Consider the following 20,498-nt stretch of genomic DNA (forward strand, 5'->3'; position numbering starts at 1 on the left):
TACTTCGGAGCGAAGCGCTTTCGAGAATACCTGATTGGGATTGGTGTCTGCGAAAGCGACAATCCTTCAAATGCCGAGACTAGTGAACCAGCCACCGTGGGCGGTTTCCGGCGATGGATGCAAAAGCATCGGGGCGCGAAGGCGTCGACCCTTCGGCTCTACTGTCGCGATGCCTCGGCAATGCTGGAAGTGCTTGGTCATGATGTGAGCGAGTGGGATCCAAAGCGCGTGCGCACGTTCCTGCTGGACAGTGCGCGCAACTGTGGCATCAGTACCGCCGAGAAGCGCGTGACCAGCACGCGGGCCTGCTCAAGCGCATCCAGAACGAAGTTCGTATGCGCCGATGCTGATACACGCCAGCCGACAATGCGCCGGGCAATCACGTCAATGATGAAGGCGACATAGACGAAGCCCTGCCAGCTCGATACATAGGTAAAATCTGACACCCACAGTGCATTGGGTCGTTCGGCCTTGAACTGCCGCTGCACACGATCCAGCGGACACGGCCTCGAACTGTCGCTAACGGTCGTCCGGATGAATCTGCCTCGCCGCACACCCCGCAGGCCCAGCTTCTTCATCAACCGCTCTACCGTGCAGCGGGCCACCCGGATGCCTTCGCGGGCGAGTTGCAGCCAGACCTTGCGCACCCCGTACACCTGGAAATTCTCCTCCCACACACGCCAGATTTCCCTGCACAGCATCGCATCACGCTGGGCCCGCGCCGGCAGGTGTGCTGGATCGGCGCGCCGGGCCACATGCTGGTAATACGTCGACGGGACGATCGGCAGCACCCTGCAGATCGGCTCGACCCCGTAGACCTGCCGGTGATCATCAATGAACGTGACCATCACTTCGGTCGGCGGTCGAGCTCCGCCTGTGCGAAATACGCCAATGCCTTGCGCAGGATCTCATTGACCTGGCGTAGTTCACGGTTCTCCCGTTCCAGTTCTTTCAGGCGTTCCTGATCGGCGCTGTTGCCATCGGCCCGCAGGCCCCGATTGCGTTCGTCCTGACGTACCCAGTTACGCAGCGTCTCGCCGGAACAGCCCATCTTGGCGGCAATCGACGCAATTATTTTCCATTGCGATTCATGTTCGCCGCGATGCTCGTGCACCATCCGGACTGCCCGTTCACGAACTTCCGGCGAATACCTTGGTGACTTCTCCTTGATGTTTTCCATGACTCGATTCTCTCAAAAGTTGGAGTCTCCGGAAAACCCGGTGCGGTTCAATTTAGCGACGACCGAATTTTTACACTCGCGCTGACCCTACCGAGAAACTCGAAACACTCAACGCAATCGTTCCACGGCAACTGCGCAGGAGCTCGTTTCGGCCGTCCGACAAGGTGATCGCCATGCTCAGAGGGCGAAGCTTTAATGGAGAGTTGATCGAGCGCGGATTCCCCGATTCGGGCTCGCTCTACACGCCCACTCCCCGTTGGATAATACTTCCCATAACACACGAGTTGTAGGCAATGCGCTGGTGTCCGCAGGCGTCGCACTGCTCGAAGTGGCCGCCCAAGGGATGCTGTGCAGCACTGCTCAGTGGCGCGCATGACGCGACACTGCTCACGGTTAGACACCGCCGGTTTTTTTCACAAACTGCGTCAGTAGTTTTTCAGTTAGCTGGCACAGTTCGCATTTGTCTGGGCACCCGACATGCCCATGAGCCAGCCGCAACTGCACCAGAACATCAGCATCGTCGATTCCCACATGAAATCATCGGTGAGGTTCTTCGTGATCATGCCGATTATGAGAGCCAGACCTGCACGATAGAGGAGTGGGTGTGTCTTGCGCGCCCCGTAAAAACGGTAAGCGAGTGACGAAAAAACAATGATTTCGAGCACTAGGCCGACAACCCCAACCTGCAGCAGCGTGTTCAGAAACAGGTTGTGCGCGTGAGTCCGCACGTTCTCATCCAGTTCGACGAGGGTGGGGGGGACCAGGCTCCCGTAGGCAATTGACGGCAGCGGTTTGCCGAAGCCGATACCTATCCAGGGGTGTTTCAGCACCTGACTGCTATAGAAGCTCCAGATTTGCGGCCGGGTGTCGGCGGTGATGGCACGGTCCGCTGCGCGTAGCGCCAGAAACCTGGACATTAGTCCAACGTGATGGTGCGGATCGGCGTCGGCCAGGCGCGCGGCGGGGTCTTCAGTATGCAGGGATGCCAGCATCATACCGATATAGGGCTTGGCCATCGTCGCGCGCGCAGTCACCGTCTCCAATCGCGTCGCGTTGCTTGCAACCGTGGCGAGACGTAGCTTGTTACTAAAGCCCGCGGCGATCAAGATGAAAACAAAGAGCGCACTGAGTATGCACGCCGCACGCTTGCGGTCATTTGGCGTATGCGGCCATAGCAATATCACCACGACTGCGGCAAGCGCGGCCCAGAAGAAGCGGTTCAGCGTGGCACCACCGATTATGACGCAGAAAAGGATGCCAGTAAGTCCGCGGATCCGTGTATCGGCATTTGCGGCCATGACGCCGAGTGTGGGTATCGCCATCAGTGCCAGGGTGCTGGTGTGTCCAACGCGGGGATAAAAGTGCAGCAGACCGGGTTTCGGCAGGGCCGGATCGAGCAAGTGGAAATACGCGACGCTGATGCCCGCAAGAATCAGGCACGCAGCCCATAGGGCCATCTGCAGGCGCCGCACGTGGTGTGGTTGTTGTCCGGTCAGCCAGAACACGTAGAAGCCTGTGAGCGGATAGCCGACTTCGTCGAACCACGCGTGTGCGCTAATGGCGGGGTCGGCTGACCAGCTTGCTGACATCAGTGTCCAGATTGCCCAGAGGCCGAGCGGCAACAGGAGCGGGCGCGTATGCGAGTCCTTGAGCAACGATCTGCCGGCACACCACGCGCCAATCACGACCAGCATTCCGAGATCTACATATTTGATCGCCATCACGTGGTCGAACATCGCCACGAAAATCAGTATGGCGCAACCCACGGACAGTGTTTCCCCGATCCGAGATTGAAATCTCAGGTCATTCATCTCATTTTCTATCAAAGATTGGTAAGAAATTGGAGTCGGCGGATTGTACGTCAAAGGTCATCGGCCGGTCTGCGACCGGTGCACGAGATTGCGCGCTAGTCAAGGGCCAGATGCGAAAGGGAAACGAAGGGAGTTAGTGCCGACACCAGGGATGGCGCCGCGCTGGTGGCAGGGACGGAGGGCGCCTAGCGCCGGGCAAAGATTTCCGCTTCTATTCGACGCAGCGGACTTCGCGGAGAACTTTGTCAAATACGAGATTAGTGGTGGGGCGGCGGCGTCCGTGGATTTACGGCTTGTCATCATTGCCAGTACCAGTTGATGGAATGCTGCGGGGGTTGACCGATGATGCCATGGTGCCTTCGCACGGCGGTTGTAGACGTCGCGGACCCTGACGATGCGGAATTCGTCCGGCCGCCGGATCCCCGCGAAATCCATGAAGTCCCTCAGGTCCATCTGGTACGCGCGTCGCGTGCGGGTTGTCGAGATTCGCGAACGACTCGGCTTCGGCCCGCATCGCGGCCAGTGGATGGAATTCGGCAGCCGGCTCGAGGGCAGCGTCAGGAGACGTCGGCGCCCTGGGCGCGGATCACGGCAATCAGCTCCCCTTGCGTGATCTCGTAGCGCATTTCGCGTTGGAGACCGGGCCTGCGCGCGTCGGTGTCGACCAGCAGCACGCTCCGGCCGTCGGGCGTGGCTTCGAGACGGACCATGCGCCGGATCATTCCCGACGCCGGATCGGTTTCGGTGAGCAGGTGCAGCGCACCGTGCGCGCCGACGACTGGGGACAGCAGCGGGGACAGCGGGGACGACATCAGACGGGTTCTCCTGAAAAGACGCGCTGGCGATTGCTGAAAAAGCTCACCATTCGAGCGTGGCACCGTACTCTTGGTAACGGTTTTTATCAATAGTGATCTAGGACACCCAGAGCATGACGAGCCAGTCGACCGAAATCACTTCGCTGCCGTTTTCCCGGATACGTCCGGCCGCTCGTTGAGGCCACCTGCTTGAGAGGGAGCATGCTCTCTCTCAATAAATTCGTTGCGCAGCGAAGACCGGCACATAGTCTTCCGGATATAAACATTGAATGGTCCTTGCAAACAGAATCAAAGGTACAACGGTCATCCATGCGGTCATGTCGGCCGGCAACGACTACGCCGAAGTGGTGGTCGGTTCAGTGGCAAGTCAACTGCCGATATAGCTTGTTCGCGCGGCCACCGACGACCCGTTCGAGCGAACAGCTGCTTTGACAGTCAAATGACGCAATGAACGCCTCAAGGCCCAACAGTATGGTGCCCTGAAGGTTCCGAACTCAGGCTTAGGCAGTTGCGACGCTTGGCCGCGCTCCCACGCGGGCGCGCCAGTCTTTGAGATTTGTAAGTGTGTCGGGCACTTCGATCTTGAGGAAATCCGCGAGGCTCAGTCCGGCGAACGCGGTGATGTCGACCATAGAGAAACTTTCCCCTGCAAGGTACGGTTGCCCGCTCAAGACCTGGTTTAGATAGTGCAGGCCGGCAATCCCGCGCTTGAGGCTTCGCTCGCCCCATTCGCGGTTCTGGTAGAGCTCGATCTTTTCACCCAATCCCGGTGTGGCGTGATGAAAGTAGGTCCCTAGAGCATCCATCAATTCGACTTCCGCCCGGCGCTGCATCATGTGAATGATCGCGCGTTCCTTACCGGTACGGCCAGTGAGCGTCGGCTCGCCGTCCAGGTGGTCAAGGTACTCGGTGATCGCCGTGCATTCAGAGATCGTTGTGCCGTCATCGAGCTCGAGCACCGGTACCGCGCCTGACGGATTTTTGGCAAGGAACTCCGCAGTTCTATGTGCGCCGCCGGGCAGATCGACCTGCACGAACTCGACGCGGTTGGTGAGACCTTTCTCGGCAATCGCGATACGAACGCGGGCGGGATTAGGAAAACCTTTGAAATCGTAAACCTTCACTTCTAATGCTCCGGAACATGAAATTGGCAGGGCGATGCAAGGATGGGCACACATTTAGCGCCCGTTTTGAGTCTACCTACTTCTTCGCATGCATGCGTGCCGCAGAAGTAGGCCTCAGAGAAGGCGGCCAACGGAACGGCTGCTCGCGCCTCGACATGAGGCGGTCGGACGCGGCGCTTCGATCAGCCTATTGCCGGTTGCGACAGACCTTCAGGCTCTGGCTGTGTCACCGAACAGGCAAATCCGGTTTATCGCCGCTCGCCGACAACTGTCGAATCGATTTCATCGTTCAGCCCGATGTGACGAAACGCCGCCGGCGAGTTGACCCCATTCCCTTCGTCTGGCGTTTTCATCGAACCTGCTTTTCACTGCGAGTAGAGCACCCCCTGCCGCGTCAGTTACCGAGGCGCTTGTCGAGCCTTCATGGAGACATGTTTCTTTCGGTTCTCGTCTTGCTGATCTGATCGCGATAGTTCGCCTGCGTTTCGGGCGCGGATTGACCCAGCAGCCATCGCGAGCGAAATAAAGACATTGGTTAGCGCGAGTGTCCAACAGGCATCAGGCTGCGCGAAACCTTTTCGCTGGCTCTGAGTGGCCTGGCGGAGCGGTGAGGGATGGTCGATTCTGGATTTGCGCGCCGTTGATCGCTGTTAGGCAGAGCGTGCCAGGAACGGCCGATCGAAGGCACGGTGTAAATCGTTGCCAATATAAGTTCGTGTGCACCTGGGGCTCAAATGTTCCTGGATGCGGCCCTCTCAGCCAAAAATCTCGCTAGGGCAGCCGTGCTTTCCGAAGCGAAAGCGAACCGCTCCCCGATGAGCGGTCTGCACCGCGCCGCACTGGCAGTATGTTCATCGCCTGGTTGCCGACACCACCTGCAAAGTGCCTGATTCATTTTTGAAGTTGAGCACAACGTCTTCCGGGGAAGGTCGGGCGGGGGAGTGTCCGATTGAAACAAGCTATGTGATCTATAGAAACTATCATGCGACGGATGCGCATAGTGCGGGTTTATACTTATTCGACTGTCGTCATAGCACTCACTTTCTCGGCATCGCCGTTCGCGGCCAACAACCGGAGGTTTCGCCATGCTCAGGTCACTCATTTCCGCTCTCGCTCTCGCTTCGGCGTTAGCCGCGCCGGCCGTATCGTTCGCTCAATCGAACGGGTCTGTCACTCGCGCTCAGGTGCGCGCGGAACTCTTCCAGCTCGAGAAGGCTGGCTATCACGTGGGCGACGGCGACCACACCAGCTATCCGGCTGGCATTCAGGCCGCCGAAGCCAGGGTCGCGGCGCAAAATGAAGTGACAGGTAGCTATGGTGGCGTAGCCGGTGGTCTGTCGGCATCCGGTGCCCCCACCGCGGCCCGCTCTGAAGCCACTGGCAACACAAAGTCGATTTACTTCGGTCATTAAACCGTCAGGTTGGCGGGTGCAGTTCGCCCTGACACACAAGATTTGCCGGGTATCTGAATGAGCGCAAGACCAGGCGTCAAAGCAAATGACAAACTATGAAAGTTCGTAATGCGAGCGGCTGGGCGCCCCGGGGCCTTCGCGGCTGGTACTTCGCAGCGCTCGCGCTCGTCGTCGCGAGCGGGGGCCGGCTGCTGCTGGGTCCGCTGCTCGGGCCCATCATGCCCGGAACGGCCTATTTCATCGCTGCGGCGTTGATCGCATATTTTTTTGGAATGGCGCCGGCGCTCGCCGTCATGGGGTTTGGCCTCGTGATCGCCGACTACCTGTTCGTACCGCCCTATCAGCAAATTGGCGTTCTCGACCAGTCCGACATCGACCTGATTGTCTCACTTCCGCTCGTCAGCATTTTGGTGATCTGCCTGATCGAGAGATTGCGCCGCTCGCAGTTCCGAACCGAACTCATCGGCCTCGTGGCGCAATCCCGCTATGAAATGCTTTTACGTGCTGATAACGAGCGGTTGTTGGCCGGTCGTGCGGTCGATGAGACGCATCGGCTGCTTCGACATCTTCCTCATTACCACGACAACATTATCCTGATCCAGGCACTCGATCACCGGGTGGCGCTAGACGACCCCGGCGACGTCCGTGTTGCCGGCTCGGTGAGGATTGCAGCGGCCACCGCGCCGGGGCTGCGCTATGAGCATGTTCATTCCGATGACATCAAGCTCCTGTTGCCGACGCTTACGCCCGGCAACCATCGCGCGCGCGTGGACATGGGTGCCGGAAAGTTCAAGCCAATGGACTGCATCTGCGAACGCTTTACGACGCACGCAGGTGACTTTCTGGTGTTACGGCTAGCAGGCTGAATTTGTCAGATACGACGTCGTTGTTCAACGCAGGGGGGGATCACGCCGTCCTCCTGATCCATGGCCTCTCCAGTTCGCCGCTCGAGATGCGATTCCTTGCCCGGGCGCTTGAGCGCAACGGCTTCGTGATCTGCGCGCCCACGTTTGACGGTTATAGCGCGGGGTCCCCCGAACGCAAGATGGAAGCATGGCTGACGGCAGTCATTCAAGAATTCGACGAGCTGTCCGGCCGGTATGCCCATGTTTCCGTCTGCGGTCTTTCCATCGGGGCAACATTGGCTCTGGCGCTTGTCAGGCATCGCCCGGCGGCTCAAGCCGTTGTTCTCCTGTCTGTCACGCTCGCCTATGACGGCTGGGCAATACCGTGGTATCAATTCCTGCTGGGGCTGGTTTACTACACGCCCATGCGCGGAAGGTGGCGATATCGCGAGGGATCGCCATTCGGACTCAGGAACGAGGCGCTGCGAGCAAAAATTGCTCGGGCAATGCAGAAGGATGCGTTCAGCGAGGTTGGCCCTTCCACCATTTCCGTGCCGGCGCTCCACGAAGCTTCGCGACTCGCCAGGAGCGTGCGCGGCTTCGTTCGCGATATCAAGAACGACTGCCTGATCATCCACGCCATCGACGATGAAACTGCGAACGCCAGCAACGCGAGATTTGTCAGCTCGCACATTGGCTCCGCGTTCCTGCGTTCGATTTATCTGGACGATTCGTACCACATGATTACATCCGACAACGAACGCGAAATCGTCGCGCGGGAGGTGGCCCTGTTTCTGCGGGAAAGTGCAATGGCCCGAAGCGGTGGAGACGGAGAAGCGGCGCCGGTGGTCTCGAGGGCGCTTGCGAGGCGTTTGCGGCACCTCGCAAAAGGGAGGCAACGCGGTGCTTGACTCGGGGCGTGATACTTCGCATGCGGGCGTCGGCGCCACGGCTCTTGCAACGACGGGAAGGGCGTAGTGAAAGCAGGCCCTGCGCTGCAGCGCCTGCCGATTGCGTTGGGGTGCGTTTGGCTTGTAGTGTCGCGTTAAAGGAAGGTGGGGTGAGCAAACGCCTGGATGAAGAGGACTGCCTACATCGCGAGAGAATAGAATTGGTCGGCAGCAGTCGCAGCGACGCCATCATCATGCATCTGCCCTTTACGTATCATGTGCGCAATCTCGATGCCGGCCAGGATGATAGCCATTTTTCCGCCAGCGGTTCGTCGGTCTATCGCGACACGCGTGACCTGTCCGCTTTCGTGTTCGGTGAACGTACGCATCTCATAGATGCAAGGAACAAGTGGCGGCTCACTCCGGGAATTCAAATCCAAACATGACGTCGGTGTAATGCGAGCGTCAGGACACGTCCACCTTCGCTATGCAGAATCACTCTTGCTCATTCCCGTTGCGACGAGGAAGGCGATCAGCGGTTTCGATCACCGATCGAAGCTGACCAAATCCACGTTTATGAGGTGATCCGCGATGAAGTCGCATTTTTATGCTGCCCTGGTTACTGGGCTGCTCGCACTCCCGACCGTCTCCTTCGCTCAGGACGCCAGTGTGTCAGTGACGCGTGCGGACGTACAGGCGGATCTGATCCGGTTGGAACAGGCCGGCTACCGGCCAAGCAGACTGAATTATCCGGCTGATATCCAGACGGCGGAGGCCCGCCTCAACGCGCAGGAGGTCACGGCATCGAACAACACCGGCGTGGGTGGCGTGTCGGATGGCTCTTCGCAGGTGAGTGCGCCCACGACAATCGTGGGCGCCCACTCGATCTATACCCATCACTGATATTGATTGTCAGCGCACGCGGTGACCGTCAGGCTGCTAACGGCGGTCTTTTCTGTGGCCTACGTCAATCGGTTTGGTTAAGTTATGCGGGGGACGCGAGCCGGAATAAAAACTAAGCTCAATTTGACAATGTAGTTGCCGAACCTGAAAGCGCCAGAGACCGTATGTGCAGAGCCGTTGATAAACCCAATAGCGGAACACATGACAAATTTGTCATTTCCCCGCCCCCTGGATGACAGATTTGCCGCCCTAACATTCCGCGGCGGATGTGCCAGAGGATGATGTCGAGCTTGAACTAGCAGCGTTTGAAATCGATGATCGCGATTTCGCAATCTAGCACGTCCGCACGGCCCTGCTCAAATAAGGAATTAACCGTGAAAAGATCTAAGACTCAACTCTCAGTAAGCATTCTTTCGATGATCTCGGCTATCGCGATCGGTCAAGCCGCATATGCAGAAGGCATGACGCGCGATACTGGACAACCGGTCGGCGACAACCAGAATTCCCAGACCGCAGGTCCCGAAGGTCCGGTTCTTCTGCAGGACTCGAATCTCGTCGAGAAACTGCAGCGCTTCGATCGCGAGCGCATCCCGGAGCGCGTTGTTCACGCACGCGGCACGGGCATTTTTGGCGAATTCGTTCCCAGCGCTGACATCAGCTCGTTGACCACCGCGAAGGTGTTCACGCCGGGCACGAAGACGCCGGTGTTCGTGCGGTTCTCGACGGTGATGGGCTATCGCGGATCTCCGGAGCAGGCTCGCGACCCGCGCGGCTTCGCGATCAAGTTCTACACGCAGCAAGGCAACTGGGACATGGTCGGCATCAACTGGCCAGTGTTTTTTATCCGTGACGCCATCAAGTTCCCGGACTTCGTGCATGCGAACAAGCCGTCGGCAGTGACCGGCGTGCAGGACCCGAACCTCGCGTTCGACTTCTTCGCTCACTCACCCGAAGCGACCAACATGCTGACCCATCTCTACACGGATGAGGGCATGCCCAACTCGTACCGTCACATGGATGGCTTCGGTGTGCACGCGTTTAAGTTCGTCAACGCGAAGGGCGAAGTGCACTACGTGAAGTTCCACTGGAAAAGCCGCCAGGGCATCGAAGGCATTCGTCCGCAGGACATTCCGCATTCGATCGGCGCGGACTGGAACCTGATGACCAACGACCTGTACAACTCGGTCAAGGCACATTCGTATCCGCAGTGGGACCTGTATATCCAGGTAATGTCGCCGAAGGATCTGGCCAAGTACGATTTCGACCCGCTGGACGACACGAAGGTATGGCCGACGTCGATTGCTGAGCAAAAGGTCGGCACCATGACGCTCAACCGCGTTCCGGATAACTACTTCCAGTCCACGGAAGAATCCGCGTTTGCGCCGTCGCGCTTCGTGCCGGGCATCGAGCCTTCCGAAGACCGGATGTTGCAAGGGCGTCTCTTCGCCTACGCGGACACTCAGATGTACCGCCTTGGACCGAACTACAACGACCTGCCGATCAACCGCCCGGTTGTCCCGGTGGACAACAACAACCAGGACGGCTTCATGAATGCCGGCGACCGCAAGGGCGAAGTCAACTATGAGCCCTCCGGTATCAACGAAATCTCCGAGCAGCCGAAGTACAAGTCCGTGCGGACGACGCTCACGGGTACGACGCAGCAACAGGCGATCCACAAGACGCTCGACTTCCGACAGGCTGGCGAGTATTACCGCAGCCTGTCCGATCAGGACAAGACGGATCTGGTGACCGCCCTCTCGGCCGATCTCTCACACGTAACGAACGATGCGAACAAGTACACGATGCTGTCGTACTTCTACAAGGCTGATTCCGACTACGGAACCCGTCTTGCGCAGGCAACACACGCTGACGTCGCGCGGGTCCAGGGTCTGGTGGCACATCTAGGTGACAATTAAAGACGGGTCGTAGTTTTCGGTGTCGGTGCCGTGCACGTATGGTGCTGGCTCGAGCCACACCTATGCTCGGAGGTTGTGACGTGATGAACGCTCCTTTGCAGTGGATGTCACGACCTGATCCGCGGCCCGCGACGTGGTCGTGACAGACGATCCGCTGGCCGCGGAGGGTAATTCGCAGCCCCCTCAATTGGAGAAGTAGACCCACAGAAAACGGACCACCCGAGGGATTGACTTTCAATGCCTCATAGAAGTGTGCTGCACCCACCGGTTGAATCCGCCGTTAGCAGGCGGGCATTCGAGTCGCGAGAACGAATGTAGTTCATCTGCAATTCAATCGAAGGACTGTCGACAACGGGCCCAACCAGGTTTTAGCTTCCCTTTTCTAACGCAGCAGATCATCAATGATGATCATCGGGTTACCTGCGGACCGATCCCGGATCAGCGGTCCCGAGGCCAGCCGGTACCCCAGCCTGAAGCGAGGACGCCTCGAGAAAAGCCGCCACAGAGCGCATCTCCTGTTCCGACATGTGTCGCAGATCGCCTTCATCACCTCGCCGCGGGGACTCTGCCTAGCGTGCCGGAAGACCAGCAATTGCTTAACGATATAGTCGGCATGCTGGCCTGCGAGCCGGGGAACTCCGCCCATGCCTTCGCCACGTGAGCCATGACAGGCGCTGCATGCTGGCACGCCCTTATCCGGTATGCCGGAGATAAAAATTGTCCTGCCGTCGTCGATCGCCAGTCGATCGCCGTGCACACCTGCGGGTGGCGATCGGCTGGAATAGTACGTGGCAAGCTGCTCGATCTGCTCATCGCTTAGATGCGTAAAGCCCCACATGAATTTTCTGACATTCGGGTCGGACCGGAGGTGCGCCCTGAAGTCCATCAGTTGATTGACCAGAAATTCCTTTGGCTGACCTGCGAGGGTGGGAACCATGGGGGACACGGAAATGCCGTTCACGCTATGGCAGTTCGAGCAAATCTGTAGCGCGATCGTCGTGCCCGCGACAGCGGGATTGTCGATCTGTCTGGAGTGCACCCGAAAGCTGTGGAAGGACATGCATGTCCGCAAGCGACAGCAATTCATTGAACCGCTCTTTAGGTTAGCAGCCCGAGAAATCTGACATTGAGTAAGTCGTGGGCCTTTTCGAGCAGGCCACATGAGAAGCTTTGCCGCGTCCGCGATGATTTCCAGCCCTTGCTTGAGTCCGAGATTGCCTGAATAGAGGACGACCAGCACCCCGTGGCCGATGGAGAGCTGTGCTCGATAGGAGTTGTCCGCGCTTGCCCCAACTCGAAAAGAGTGCAGACTTCCGCGAGGTGTGGCTGGCGTCTGCCAGTATCTGAGGTTCGACGCAGGGAAGCTTGGAAGAGACTGCCCTTGGGCAGTTCAGCGCCCTCGTCCCAGCGATGGGGTGAACCGACGATATGACGTTGGCGAAGGTCTTGCGCAAGCTGGCAGGACCGGTATCGCCTGGTGATACTTCAGCGATGCCTGAGCCGTCTGCGGCGAAAGTCGCTTGGGCGGTTCTTTGGGGAGGAGACGGCAGTGATGCCGTCTCTTTACCCGCTCATCTGTTGCCGCAACCGCTGCATGGACAGGAGCGGTGCGTCTATGGTGACAGCGCGTATGCCGGCCAGAAGGCGCTGATTCGCAGCAAGGCGCCGGACGCCCAGGATTTCACGAATCAGCGCACGCGCCGTGCCGGCGGCGAGGTCGATGAGGTGCAGCGCGGCAAGAACCACAACAAGTCAAAGATCCGCGCGCGCGTGGAGCATGTCTTCGCGGTGGTCAAGCGACTGTGGGGTTTTACGAAGGTGCGCTATCGCGGCCTGGGAAAGAAGGCCTGCCGGGCGTTCACCGCGCTGGCGCTCGCTAACGTCTACCTGTCGCGCCGACGATTGATGCCATCGGTCCGCCCGTAAAGGGCGAGAATCGGGCAAATGACCCGCCAGCAGGGCCCGAAAGGGCCGGAAAGTCAGGGGCGGAAGTGCGACTTGACGACTAATCAACCCACACATGGCGAGGACGCCTCAAAAACAGTGGCTTGTTCAGCATAGCCTTAGTTCGAAGGGGGAGACCAGCCGTTCGCCGCCAGACCGTCAATAGCGGCACTCGACCCAGGTAGAACGTCCAAGTGCGAAAACCCGCTGCAGGCAATGCCTGCGGCGGGGCTAGCTGTCGTGCTTCCGTCGTTTCAGTCGCGGCGCTTGCCGTCGTCGCTGTCACCCTTGACGACCGCTCCGGTGACCTGATCGAGGATGAGAGGACGCAGATTCGGCTCGCGCTCGAAGTCGAACATGTTATCGAGCGAATTTGCATGCCGGTCGACGGATCCCGTACCTGCGGGAGGAGCAACTGGGCCATCGATGAAGCCGAGCTTCCAATTGTCCTCGATGAAACGAAGCACTGAGGCCTGCTGAGTCAGCGTGTGATCGACGAAGTTCGATTTCGCCCAGGGCGAAATCACCAGCAGAGGCTGGCGCGGGCCGAGACCGCAGCGCGCGGCGTCGGCACCGGGCTGCGGCGTGCCGCAATTACCGGGGCCGAACAGGAAGTCGATGTTGGTCGCCGACGGGGTCAAGAGCGGAGGCATGACGTGGTCGTACCAGCCATCGGAATCATCCCAAACGATGACGATCGCAGTGTCGTGCCAATAGCGAGACTGCTGGACCGCGTTGATTGTCTTTACAAGGAACGCTTGTTCGGCGAGCGGATCGGAGTTTTGCGGATGGCCGTATTGATAGACCGGCGCCTTCACGTAACTGACCGAGGGCAATGAGTTGTGGGACAGCGCCGTGTCGAAATCCGAGATGTCGTACTGGTGGTTGGCCTGGTCGGTCTTGCCAATCATTTCCGCCGAGCTCGGCCGCAGATGGTGTGGGTTGCGCGTGCTCGCATATTTCATGAAAGGAGTAACGCCGGTGCTGTAGTCGTTCTCGAGGACATGCACGTCCGGACCCGGGTTAACGCTCGGGTTCTGCACGTTATAAGTGACGCCGTTGATCTGCACTTGATGGGCGACATGCTGGGAACCGCAAACCGCAGGCGCAGACATATTGCCGTTCGCATCGAACTTCGCGGGCGCGGTGGGCAGGAAGCCGCCCTGGAAATAGCCCCAGGTCACGTTCTTCTCGTTCAGGAGATCGCCGACATTCTTGCCGGTCATTTCAAAAGTCCGGCCCTTTCCGCAATCGTCGAGATAGCCGGGAAGGTTGGCGTCGGTCAAGGTTATCGAATGATCCGTCGGATTGACGTAGAAGCCGCTGGTGTCGGGGTTCTCAGGGTTGGCGGGATCGTGAATGATGATCCCATGCGTGTTGCCCGAAACGATATTGGCATGGCCGGGCACAGTGGGGCCGTAGGTGGTGGAAAAGGAATTGTCGCTCATGGCGTAGTGCTGAGCGTAGTTCCACAGCGCCTGGACGGTGTTGCCGTCGTAATAATTCATGATGGTTGAGCCGTCCACGGCGCAGCCCGGGCCCTTGCCGGTGGCCGTCTGCGGGAAGCGATCCACAGCCCCGCCATCGTACGCCTGCTGCTCGGGTTCGTAGTTATGCGCCATATCGCAGGTGTAGGCGTCGGCGGGGCGAAGCCGCGTTGGGTTGGCGGGGCGTCCGGACAAGCTCCAATTCGGATTGCTCCGCAGCAAGTCCGGCGTCAGGACGTTGGCGGCCGGCGTGCCGGGGCGCGCCACGAATTTCGGCGCAGGCACACCAACCCAGCTTTGCTCGCCGGGAATATTCGCCGCGTGCGGATAAGTCCCGAAGAGATTGTCGAAAGTTCTGTTCTCGGGAATGATGACCACGATGTGCTTGATCGGTGTTCGCGTATCGCCGCGATGGTTGTCCAGATCACCATCAGCGGCGTGAACGACGGCGGATAAAAGCGCCAGCGACGCAGCCGATGAGAAAAGAGTTCTACGGATATTTAGACGAAACACGGAATACCTTTCGAGGAGTGTCGGGAATTAACAAGATGCCATAACGGCGAGCGGTGTCGCGATGAGAGAAGAGTAGGGGTAGCCGAAGGGGTGAATCTACTCTACGGTTGGATATGTCGATTCCACATTGGCGTAACCGTTTTATGCCGGCGTAAAAGCGCGGCAAGGAGGCCTCACGCGGGAGACCAGCGCACAGCCGACTTGAGCAAGTGAAGTTGACCTGAAGATTGCAACCTGCGGAAATGGCAATCGGATTCTAGAACCGCCATATGACACGACCGTGATGACCTACCTGAATTCTTCGGGCCATTTCAATCTTGGAGAACGGCCTCGGTTGCTTCAGTTGAACGGTACTCTCGCACTTTTGATGGTCGAGCGAGTGAAGACGTGAAACATAGGTATTCCGAAGTTATTAGACGAGGCGATCCAGCATTGAGTTGCCAGTCACGGCTTCCCACGCTTCATAAAGCCTGCGTGCGCGCCCGCCGCTTGTCTTGCGCGTTCGCGTTGTAGCGGCAGTGCATGAACAGGTTTGCCACCTAGTCGTTGGATCGACGTAAAGCGTTGCAAATGACGCGCTGATTTGAAACGGCGCATGATCTTCTCGCTTACCCGCGTTGGCTGGTGCGAGTTCTGCGTCCAATTGTTCAGTCCTTTGCGCTGCCGGTAACGGCGGCTGCTTAATGTCTGTGAATCGCACACTTAATGCTATTCTCTAATGATGCAAGGAACCCTTACCACAGAAGAAATTTTCGAATTGTCGGGCTTATCGCAACACAACCCAACTCGCGCGCCCCGGCCGGCGCCCGCGGCCGAGGTGGAGAAGCGGGCAATCATCGCGGCTTGCGAGAGCTTCATTCGCGACGTCCTGAAGCCGCGCTTTCTGCCAGAGGTCAGACCGACCGACTGGAATTACATGGTCGACATCCATGGCGCCTGGTCGGCGGGGCGATACCGTTTCATGCAGCGCTACAGGTCGGGTGTGTGGAGCACAATCGCGGCGATGAGTTCGATGAGACCTTCGCCCGTATCGACCGCATGGGACGGGACCATTTCGATACTGGATGCGGCACACCGGCAAAAGGTGCTGGCTCCATGCCGGTGTGACGCTTGGGCGAGGCGCTTCGGATCATCGAAACGGACCGTGTCCTGCATCCGGTCTAGCCGTCTAGCGGCGGCGACCGTAGTGATGAGCGAGTAGGGGTGCGGTGGACCTAACCACAGTCAATGGCGTGACGGCCCTGCGTGAGGCAACATCCGCTGCAACACATGGTCTCTTAGAACAAAGCGATGGAACAACGCTGCGACGACATGCAGACTAATCAGTGCGAGGAGCACCCATGCGAGGATGCCGTGCACGTCACCCATCTCGTCGCCAAAAGCTGAACCCTGCTCGCCCAGTGCCGGATAGGGCACGACGCCCAGTAAGCGGACCGTCCAGCCACGTGAGGACGCGTTGATCCAGCCGAGCAGCGGCACTAGCACCAGGGTGGCGTAGAGCAGAAGATGCGTAATGCGCGAGACGGCGCTGAGTAGCGGCGACAACTCGTCCGGCGTTGGCCAGTGAGTCAATCGCCAGATCACCCTGACTACCATCACGGCGACTAGTGTCGAACCAACGCCGAGATGCAAGGCGATCAGGCTAACGGGCTGTGTGTCCTTGTGGACATCAGGCATCGTCCAGCCGATCACAAACTGCATAGTGATCAACAGGACGGTTAGCCAGTGGAGCGTGCGCGCGACTGCGTCATATGCCGGACGCTTCATTTCGTAGATCTTAGCCATTCCCGCTCCTCAAGCTGTCACGGTTTGATTGGATTGATGAAGGGCGCAGCCTGCGACTCTTAAAGCGATAGGCTCGAAAAGAGCACCGCACAAAACCAAGAAATACTAGCGACCTCACCTTAAGGGAACCTGAACCGCACCGGGTTCTGAACTGACCCCCAAGAGTTGGACACGACCTTGGAGGTTCCGTGAGGAAATTCGATGTAAGGTTTAAGGGGAAAGTGGTTCGCGAGTACCTCGCTGGCAAAGGGGGCTATAAGCTCCTTGCCAGGAAATTCGGTGTTGCGGAAAGCATGGTGAGGCGATGGGTCGCAGCATATCGTCACCATGGTAACGCCGGGCTTATCCGGCAGCGTTGTGCTTACACCCTTGAGTTCAAGCTTGAGGTGTTGCACCGGGGCGTGGTGCAGAACCTTTCCCGTCGAGAGCTGGCTGCCATTTACAATATCAGCAATCCGCATAGCATCACGACGTGGCAGCAACAGAAAGCGCGGGGAGAGCTTCGTTCGCTAAAGGGTATGCGCCCGTCGGGGCAGGATGTTTCGATGCCAGCCAAGAAAAAGACCTCGAGTCAGTCCTCGAAAGCCAAGCTGTCTGGGGAATCAGACCAGCTGCTTCGCGAGAATCAGCGGTTGCGCGCGGAGGTCGCGTACCTAAAAAAATTCAATGCCTTGGTTCTAGCAAAGAAGTTGGCGCGACAGAAAGAGCCAAAATAGTGCTTGAACTGAGGCAGGAATTCCTTTTGGCTGACCTTCTCCACGCTTCGGGCTTGCCACGCAGTACATACTACTATCAGGTCAAGACGTTGGCCGCTCCAGACCGGTATGGCGGACTCAAGGCGAAGATTCAGGCTGTCTATGCAGCACATCGCGGCTTGTATGGCTACCGTCGCGTCACCTTAGCTATCCGCAGTGATGGCGAGTTGGTCAATCACAAGAAGGTGCAGCGCCTTATGAACGAATTAGGAATCAGGTCGAGGGTGCGCCGGAAGAAATTCCGGTCGTACCAAGGCGAGGTTGGCGAGGCCGCTCCAAACCTGCTCAATCGCGAATTCACCGCATCGAGACCAAACGAGAAGTGGGTTACCGATGTGACCGAGTTCCGCGTCGCGGGGAAAAGCGGAATTGTTGTCGCAGTCGAGACCGTGCAGTGGAAACGGTAATGTGTGACGTCTCCTGCAAGTTCGACGCGCTTGGGTCGCGTCAGCGCAGATGTGCCACTAGCGACGGACCATTTGCGCAGCGGCGGTGCGCAAGCGGACGATTGACGATGGCCTCGAATCTGACTACGAGTGAGCTGCGGCTTCTACATAGACGAACGACGCGGGGGAGTTTTGAAGACTCAGCGTGAGGGCATATTCGAAGAGTGAAGTCATCGCAGGCCCCGCGTCATGAAAAAACGCGGCGCGATTTTCATCGCGCCGCGTCTGGACTGCTCCGAAACCACGGATTCCCGGCTTCAGAACCTCAGAACGGCCACCATCCTTTACCGCCGTTCTGGCCTTGCGCGTTGCTGGTGATGCTGCCGTTGCCATTGCCGCCTTGATCGCCGTGATTGCCGTTACCGCTCACGCCTTGGTCGAAGTGGAACGCGCCGAATAGATCGCCGATCGCGGGTGCGTTGACCGGCACATACGGGTTCGAGCCGGTCTGTTTCGGATTCGGCAGATTGTCGCGGCTGCGGCCCGTGATCGGGGCGAGCTGCCAGTTGCGCTCGATGAACTTCACGATGGACGCGTGATCGTCGTACTCGTGCGCGACGCGTCCGCCTTGAGAGTAAGGCGAGACCACGATCAGCGGAATACGCGGACCGTCGCCGAAGAAGTCGACCGGCTGGATATAACCCGAATCGTAGTAGCCACCGCCTTCATCGTTGGTGATGAGGATCGCGGTCGATGCCCACAGTTTCGGATTGCTCTGAACCGAATCGATGATCTTGCGCACGAATCCTTCGTATAGGTCATATTTCGACGAGGCGGGGTGACCATCGAGGCGTCCGCCCGGCTTCACGAAGGAGACCGCGGGCAGCGTGCCGTTTGCGATGTCGGCGTAGAGATCCGTCGAGTCCTGCAGGTGCGCCTTCACGGTCGCCGGGTTCGTCATGATCGACGTCTCGTAGAGGAACGGATTGCAGATGTTGCAATAGACGCTCTGAGACGGGTTGGTGACGAATGTGTTCCAGTCTTCGCCGTAGTACTTCCACGAGATCTTCCTGGCGAGCAGCGAGTCTGCAATTGTGCGAACCGGCGAAGGCGGGATCGTAAACGGGCTCGTATTGACCGTGCCGTTGCCGTTATAGCCCGGGTTGTAATTGTTTAGCAGGTAGTACGCACCTGCCGCACAGTTCGCGCTCGGATGGTAGGGCAGCGACCCCAGGTAGTTGCGAATCGGACCGACACCCGGTTGTGACGTGTCCGAGCAATTACTGTAAGAGCCGCCCGAGTAGCCGTCCTGCGCATACCAGTTGTTCGTGCCCGGCATCGGACGCGGGTCTTCGATCTGGTTCTTCGGGGGCGTGGACATATTGCCGTTGCCGTCCGTGTAGTAAAGCGCGTCGGCCGTGCCGACCATGATGCTGTTCGCGCCCGTGCCGCCCATCACCGGCTGGTGATAGTTGTCGCTAATCGTGTATTTTTGCGCAAGCTGCGTGAAGTAGGGCATATCGCCGGTGCTCGCGTTATAGAAACCGAGTGCCGTCGAGCCTTCGCCCGTTGTCTGATCGGTAAAGCCAGCCGGCCGGGGGCTGCCGTTGGATCCCGCTCCGATCGACGTCTCGACCCACGGGAAGAGATCCATCTTGCATCCGCTCGGATTGCTGGCAGTGGCATTGGCGAGACTGCAATCCGACTGCTGCCAGTTCTGATAAAAGCGATGCACTGGGCTCGCGGTGTACTGATCGTAATTCGGCCCGACACGCGAGATCTGATAGGGACCGCTCGGCAGGTTGTACGTATTCGAGCCAAAGCGCGTGTCGACAGCGCCTTTCGGAAGACCCGTCGCACCCGTTGTCAGATGAACGAGATCTTGCGGCTCGAGCGCGTTGCCCTCGGCGGCCTGTGCTTCAGCAAGCGTCGTAAAGGGCGCGCTCGTATCGCTGGTGGCGCTCGGCGCGGAACCGGTATTCGGCGCGGGCAGCACGGAGTAGGCCGTTTTCGAAGTGGGACTCATCAGGAAGGTGGTCGGATCCGTCGCTTGCGCCATGTTTTGCTGCGCAAGCGAGAAGTTCGGGCCCGGGCTGCCGTCGGCATTGATGATGCCCTTCGAGAGCAGATTCTCGATCGTTTGTCCGTGACCCGGCTGGTAGCCGCCGAAGACCTGGTCGAAAGTGCGGTTCTCGCCGACGATTACGATCACGTGCTTGATCGGCGTGACGGTGTCTAGAGATGGATCTGCGTTCGTTGGCGGATGCGACTGCGTTTGCGCGAGGGCTGGGAATATCGAGCAGGCTACCGTCAGTGCGGCTGCGGTGCCGATAAAACCGGCGCGCCGCACGAATTTTTGTGGGGCTTCTTGTTTTCGCTTCATTCACTACTCCGTTGCCATACAGCTCTTGTGGGGATTGCAAGATCGAAGGGTAGGTATGCAGGTGTGCGTCGGTTGGCCTCGGGGACCTTGTTATAGGAGATTCGTTGAGGTGCGAAACATAAAGGGCACGCATGACGGAAGCGAGAACATCAGGTTTCAATGTCCCGACGCGCAGATAACAAACGTGGGCCACGCTTCTTGCTGATTGTTTACGTTGCTTCGCGCATGCAACTGGCGAGACGCATCTTCGGTTTTGTGTACCGATCGTCGCAGCCGCGCCGTACGGGGCTCGCGCCGCGAATACGATCAAAGACTCGCCCGACCGCAAGAGCAAAGGTGAATACCGGGC

The 20,498-nt window shown here is 58.7% G+C and carries 14 protein-coding genes, 4 pseudogenes and 1 other annotated feature; of the genes and pseudogenes, 8 read left to right on the forward strand and 10 right to left on the reverse strand.

The genetic code is table 11. The annotated features are described in order from the left end of the window. Positions 1-302 precede the first annotated feature (302 nt). The 5 genes and pseudogenes from RI103_RS20235 to RI103_RS20255 all read right to left on the reverse strand — a co-directional run. Positions 303-1,180, reverse strand: a pseudogene (locus RI103_RS20235) (IS3 family transposase); the annotation flags it as partial. Then, positions 774-890 (reverse strand) — a sequence feature (AL1L pseudoknot). Its footprint overlaps the pseudogene before it by 117 nt. Positions 1,181-1,457: 277 nt before the next feature. Continuing rightward, positions 1,458-1,566 (reverse strand): annotated as a pseudogene (locus RI103_RS20240) (transposase zinc-binding domain-containing protein); the annotation flags it as partial. Positions 1,567-1,620: 54 nt separating this feature from the next. Then, the gene (locus tag RI103_RS20245) at positions 1,621-2,991 is read right to left on the reverse strand and encodes an O-antigen ligase family protein (RefSeq protein WP_310817156.1); all 1,371 of its coding nucleotides are present in this window, start codon (positions 2,989-2,991) and stop codon (positions 1,621-1,623) included. A gap of 557 nt (positions 2,992-3,548) precedes the next feature. Then, on the reverse strand, positions 3,549-3,803 hold the full coding sequence (locus RI103_RS20250; protein ID WP_310817157.1) for a hypothetical protein: 255 nt from the start codon (positions 3,801-3,803) through the stop codon (positions 3,549-3,551). A 503-nt stretch (positions 3,804-4,306) separates the two neighbouring features. Further along, positions 4,307-4,930 (reverse strand): glutathione S-transferase, encoded by a 624-nt coding sequence (locus RI103_RS20255; RefSeq protein ID WP_310817158.1) that lies wholly within the window; start codon positions 4,928-4,930, stop codon positions 4,307-4,309. A 1,085-nt stretch (positions 4,931-6,015) separates the two neighbouring features. Between RI103_RS20255 and RI103_RS20260 the strand changes: the two genes are divergently transcribed. The 3 genes from RI103_RS20260 (at position 6,016) to RI103_RS20270 (ending at position 8,098) form a co-directional block, all read left to right on the forward strand. Next, on the forward strand, positions 6,016-6,342 hold the full coding sequence (locus RI103_RS20260) for a DUF4148 domain-containing protein (RefSeq protein ID WP_310817159.1): 327 nt from the start codon (positions 6,016-6,018) through the stop codon (positions 6,340-6,342). A 95-nt stretch (positions 6,343-6,437) separates the two neighbouring features. Continuing rightward, complete coding sequence (locus tag RI103_RS20265; protein ID WP_310817160.1) at positions 6,438-7,208, forward strand: DUF4118 domain-containing protein; 771 nt, start codon at positions 6,438-6,440, stop codon at positions 7,206-7,208. Between the two features lie 2 nt (positions 7,209-7,210). Then, a complete protein-coding gene (locus RI103_RS20270; protein WP_310817161.1) occupies positions 7,211-8,098 on the forward strand; it encodes an alpha/beta fold hydrolase in 888 nt (295 codons plus the stop codon). Between the two features lie 179 nt (positions 8,099-8,277). Here the strand turns inward: RI103_RS20270 and RI103_RS20275 are convergent. Beyond that, a pseudogene (locus tag RI103_RS20275) lies at positions 8,278-8,385 on the reverse strand (IS6 family transposase); the annotation flags it as partial. A gap of 283 nt (positions 8,386-8,668) precedes the next feature. Here RI103_RS20275 and RI103_RS20280 point away from each other — a divergent pair. After that, positions 8,669-8,980 (forward strand): DUF4148 domain-containing protein, encoded by a 312-nt coding sequence (locus tag RI103_RS20280; RefSeq protein ID WP_310817162.1) that lies wholly within the window; start codon positions 8,669-8,671, stop codon positions 8,978-8,980. A gap of 416 nt (positions 8,981-9,396) precedes the next feature. Continuing rightward, the gene (locus RI103_RS20285; RefSeq protein ID WP_310818517.1) at positions 9,397-10,896 is read left to right on the forward strand and encodes a catalase; all 1,500 of its coding nucleotides are present in this window, start codon (positions 9,397-9,399) and stop codon (positions 10,894-10,896) included. 382 nt (positions 10,897-11,278) lie between these two features. Here the strand turns inward: RI103_RS20285 and RI103_RS20290 are convergent, their stop codons facing one another. After that, positions 11,279-11,956, reverse strand: coding sequence for a c-type cytochrome (locus tag RI103_RS20290; RefSeq protein WP_310817164.1), 678 nt, complete (start codon positions 11,954-11,956; stop codon positions 11,279-11,281). Positions 11,957-12,435: 479 nt separating this feature from the next. On the opposite strand from RI103_RS20290, the pseudogene RI103_RS20295 reads away from it, so the two are divergent. Continuing rightward, positions 12,436-12,822: pseudogene (locus RI103_RS20295) on the forward strand (transposase); the annotation flags it as partial. A gap of 272 nt (positions 12,823-13,094) precedes the next feature. Here the strand turns inward: RI103_RS20295 and RI103_RS20300 are convergent. Together RI103_RS20300 and RI103_RS20310 are read right to left on the reverse strand one after the other, a co-directional pair. Continuing rightward, a complete protein-coding gene (locus RI103_RS20300) occupies positions 13,095-14,840 on the reverse strand; it encodes an alkaline phosphatase family protein (protein WP_310817166.1) in 1,746 nt (581 codons plus the stop codon). Between the two features lie 1,224 nt (positions 14,841-16,064). Beyond that, complete coding sequence (locus tag RI103_RS20310; protein ID WP_310817168.1) at positions 16,065-16,625, reverse strand: cytochrome b; 561 nt, start codon at positions 16,623-16,625, stop codon at positions 16,065-16,067. A 188-nt stretch (positions 16,626-16,813) separates the two neighbouring features. On the opposite strand from RI103_RS20310, the gene RI103_RS20315 reads away from it, so the two are divergent. Both RI103_RS20315 and RI103_RS20320 read left to right on the forward strand, forming a co-directional pair. Next, on the forward strand, positions 16,814-17,341 hold the full coding sequence (locus tag RI103_RS20315) for a transposase (RefSeq protein WP_310817170.1): 528 nt from the start codon (positions 16,814-16,816) through the stop codon (positions 17,339-17,341). Positions 17,342-17,367: 26 nt separating this feature from the next. Continuing rightward, positions 17,368-17,787: an IS3 family transposase gene (locus tag RI103_RS20320; protein WP_310817172.1), complete on the forward strand. Its 420-nt coding sequence runs from the start codon at positions 17,368-17,370 to the stop codon at positions 17,785-17,787. Between the two features lie 304 nt (positions 17,788-18,091). Here the strand turns inward: RI103_RS20320 and RI103_RS20325 are convergent, their stop codons facing one another. Then, positions 18,092-20,149: an alkaline phosphatase family protein gene (locus tag RI103_RS20325; RefSeq protein WP_310817174.1), complete on the reverse strand. Its 2,058-nt coding sequence runs from the start codon at positions 20,147-20,149 to the stop codon at positions 18,092-18,094. Positions 20,150-20,498: the final 349 nt, after the last annotated feature.

This window comes from Paraburkholderia sp. FT54 (assembly GCF_031585635.1).
GTDB lineage: Bacteria > Pseudomonadota > Gammaproteobacteria > Burkholderiales > Burkholderiaceae > Paraburkholderia.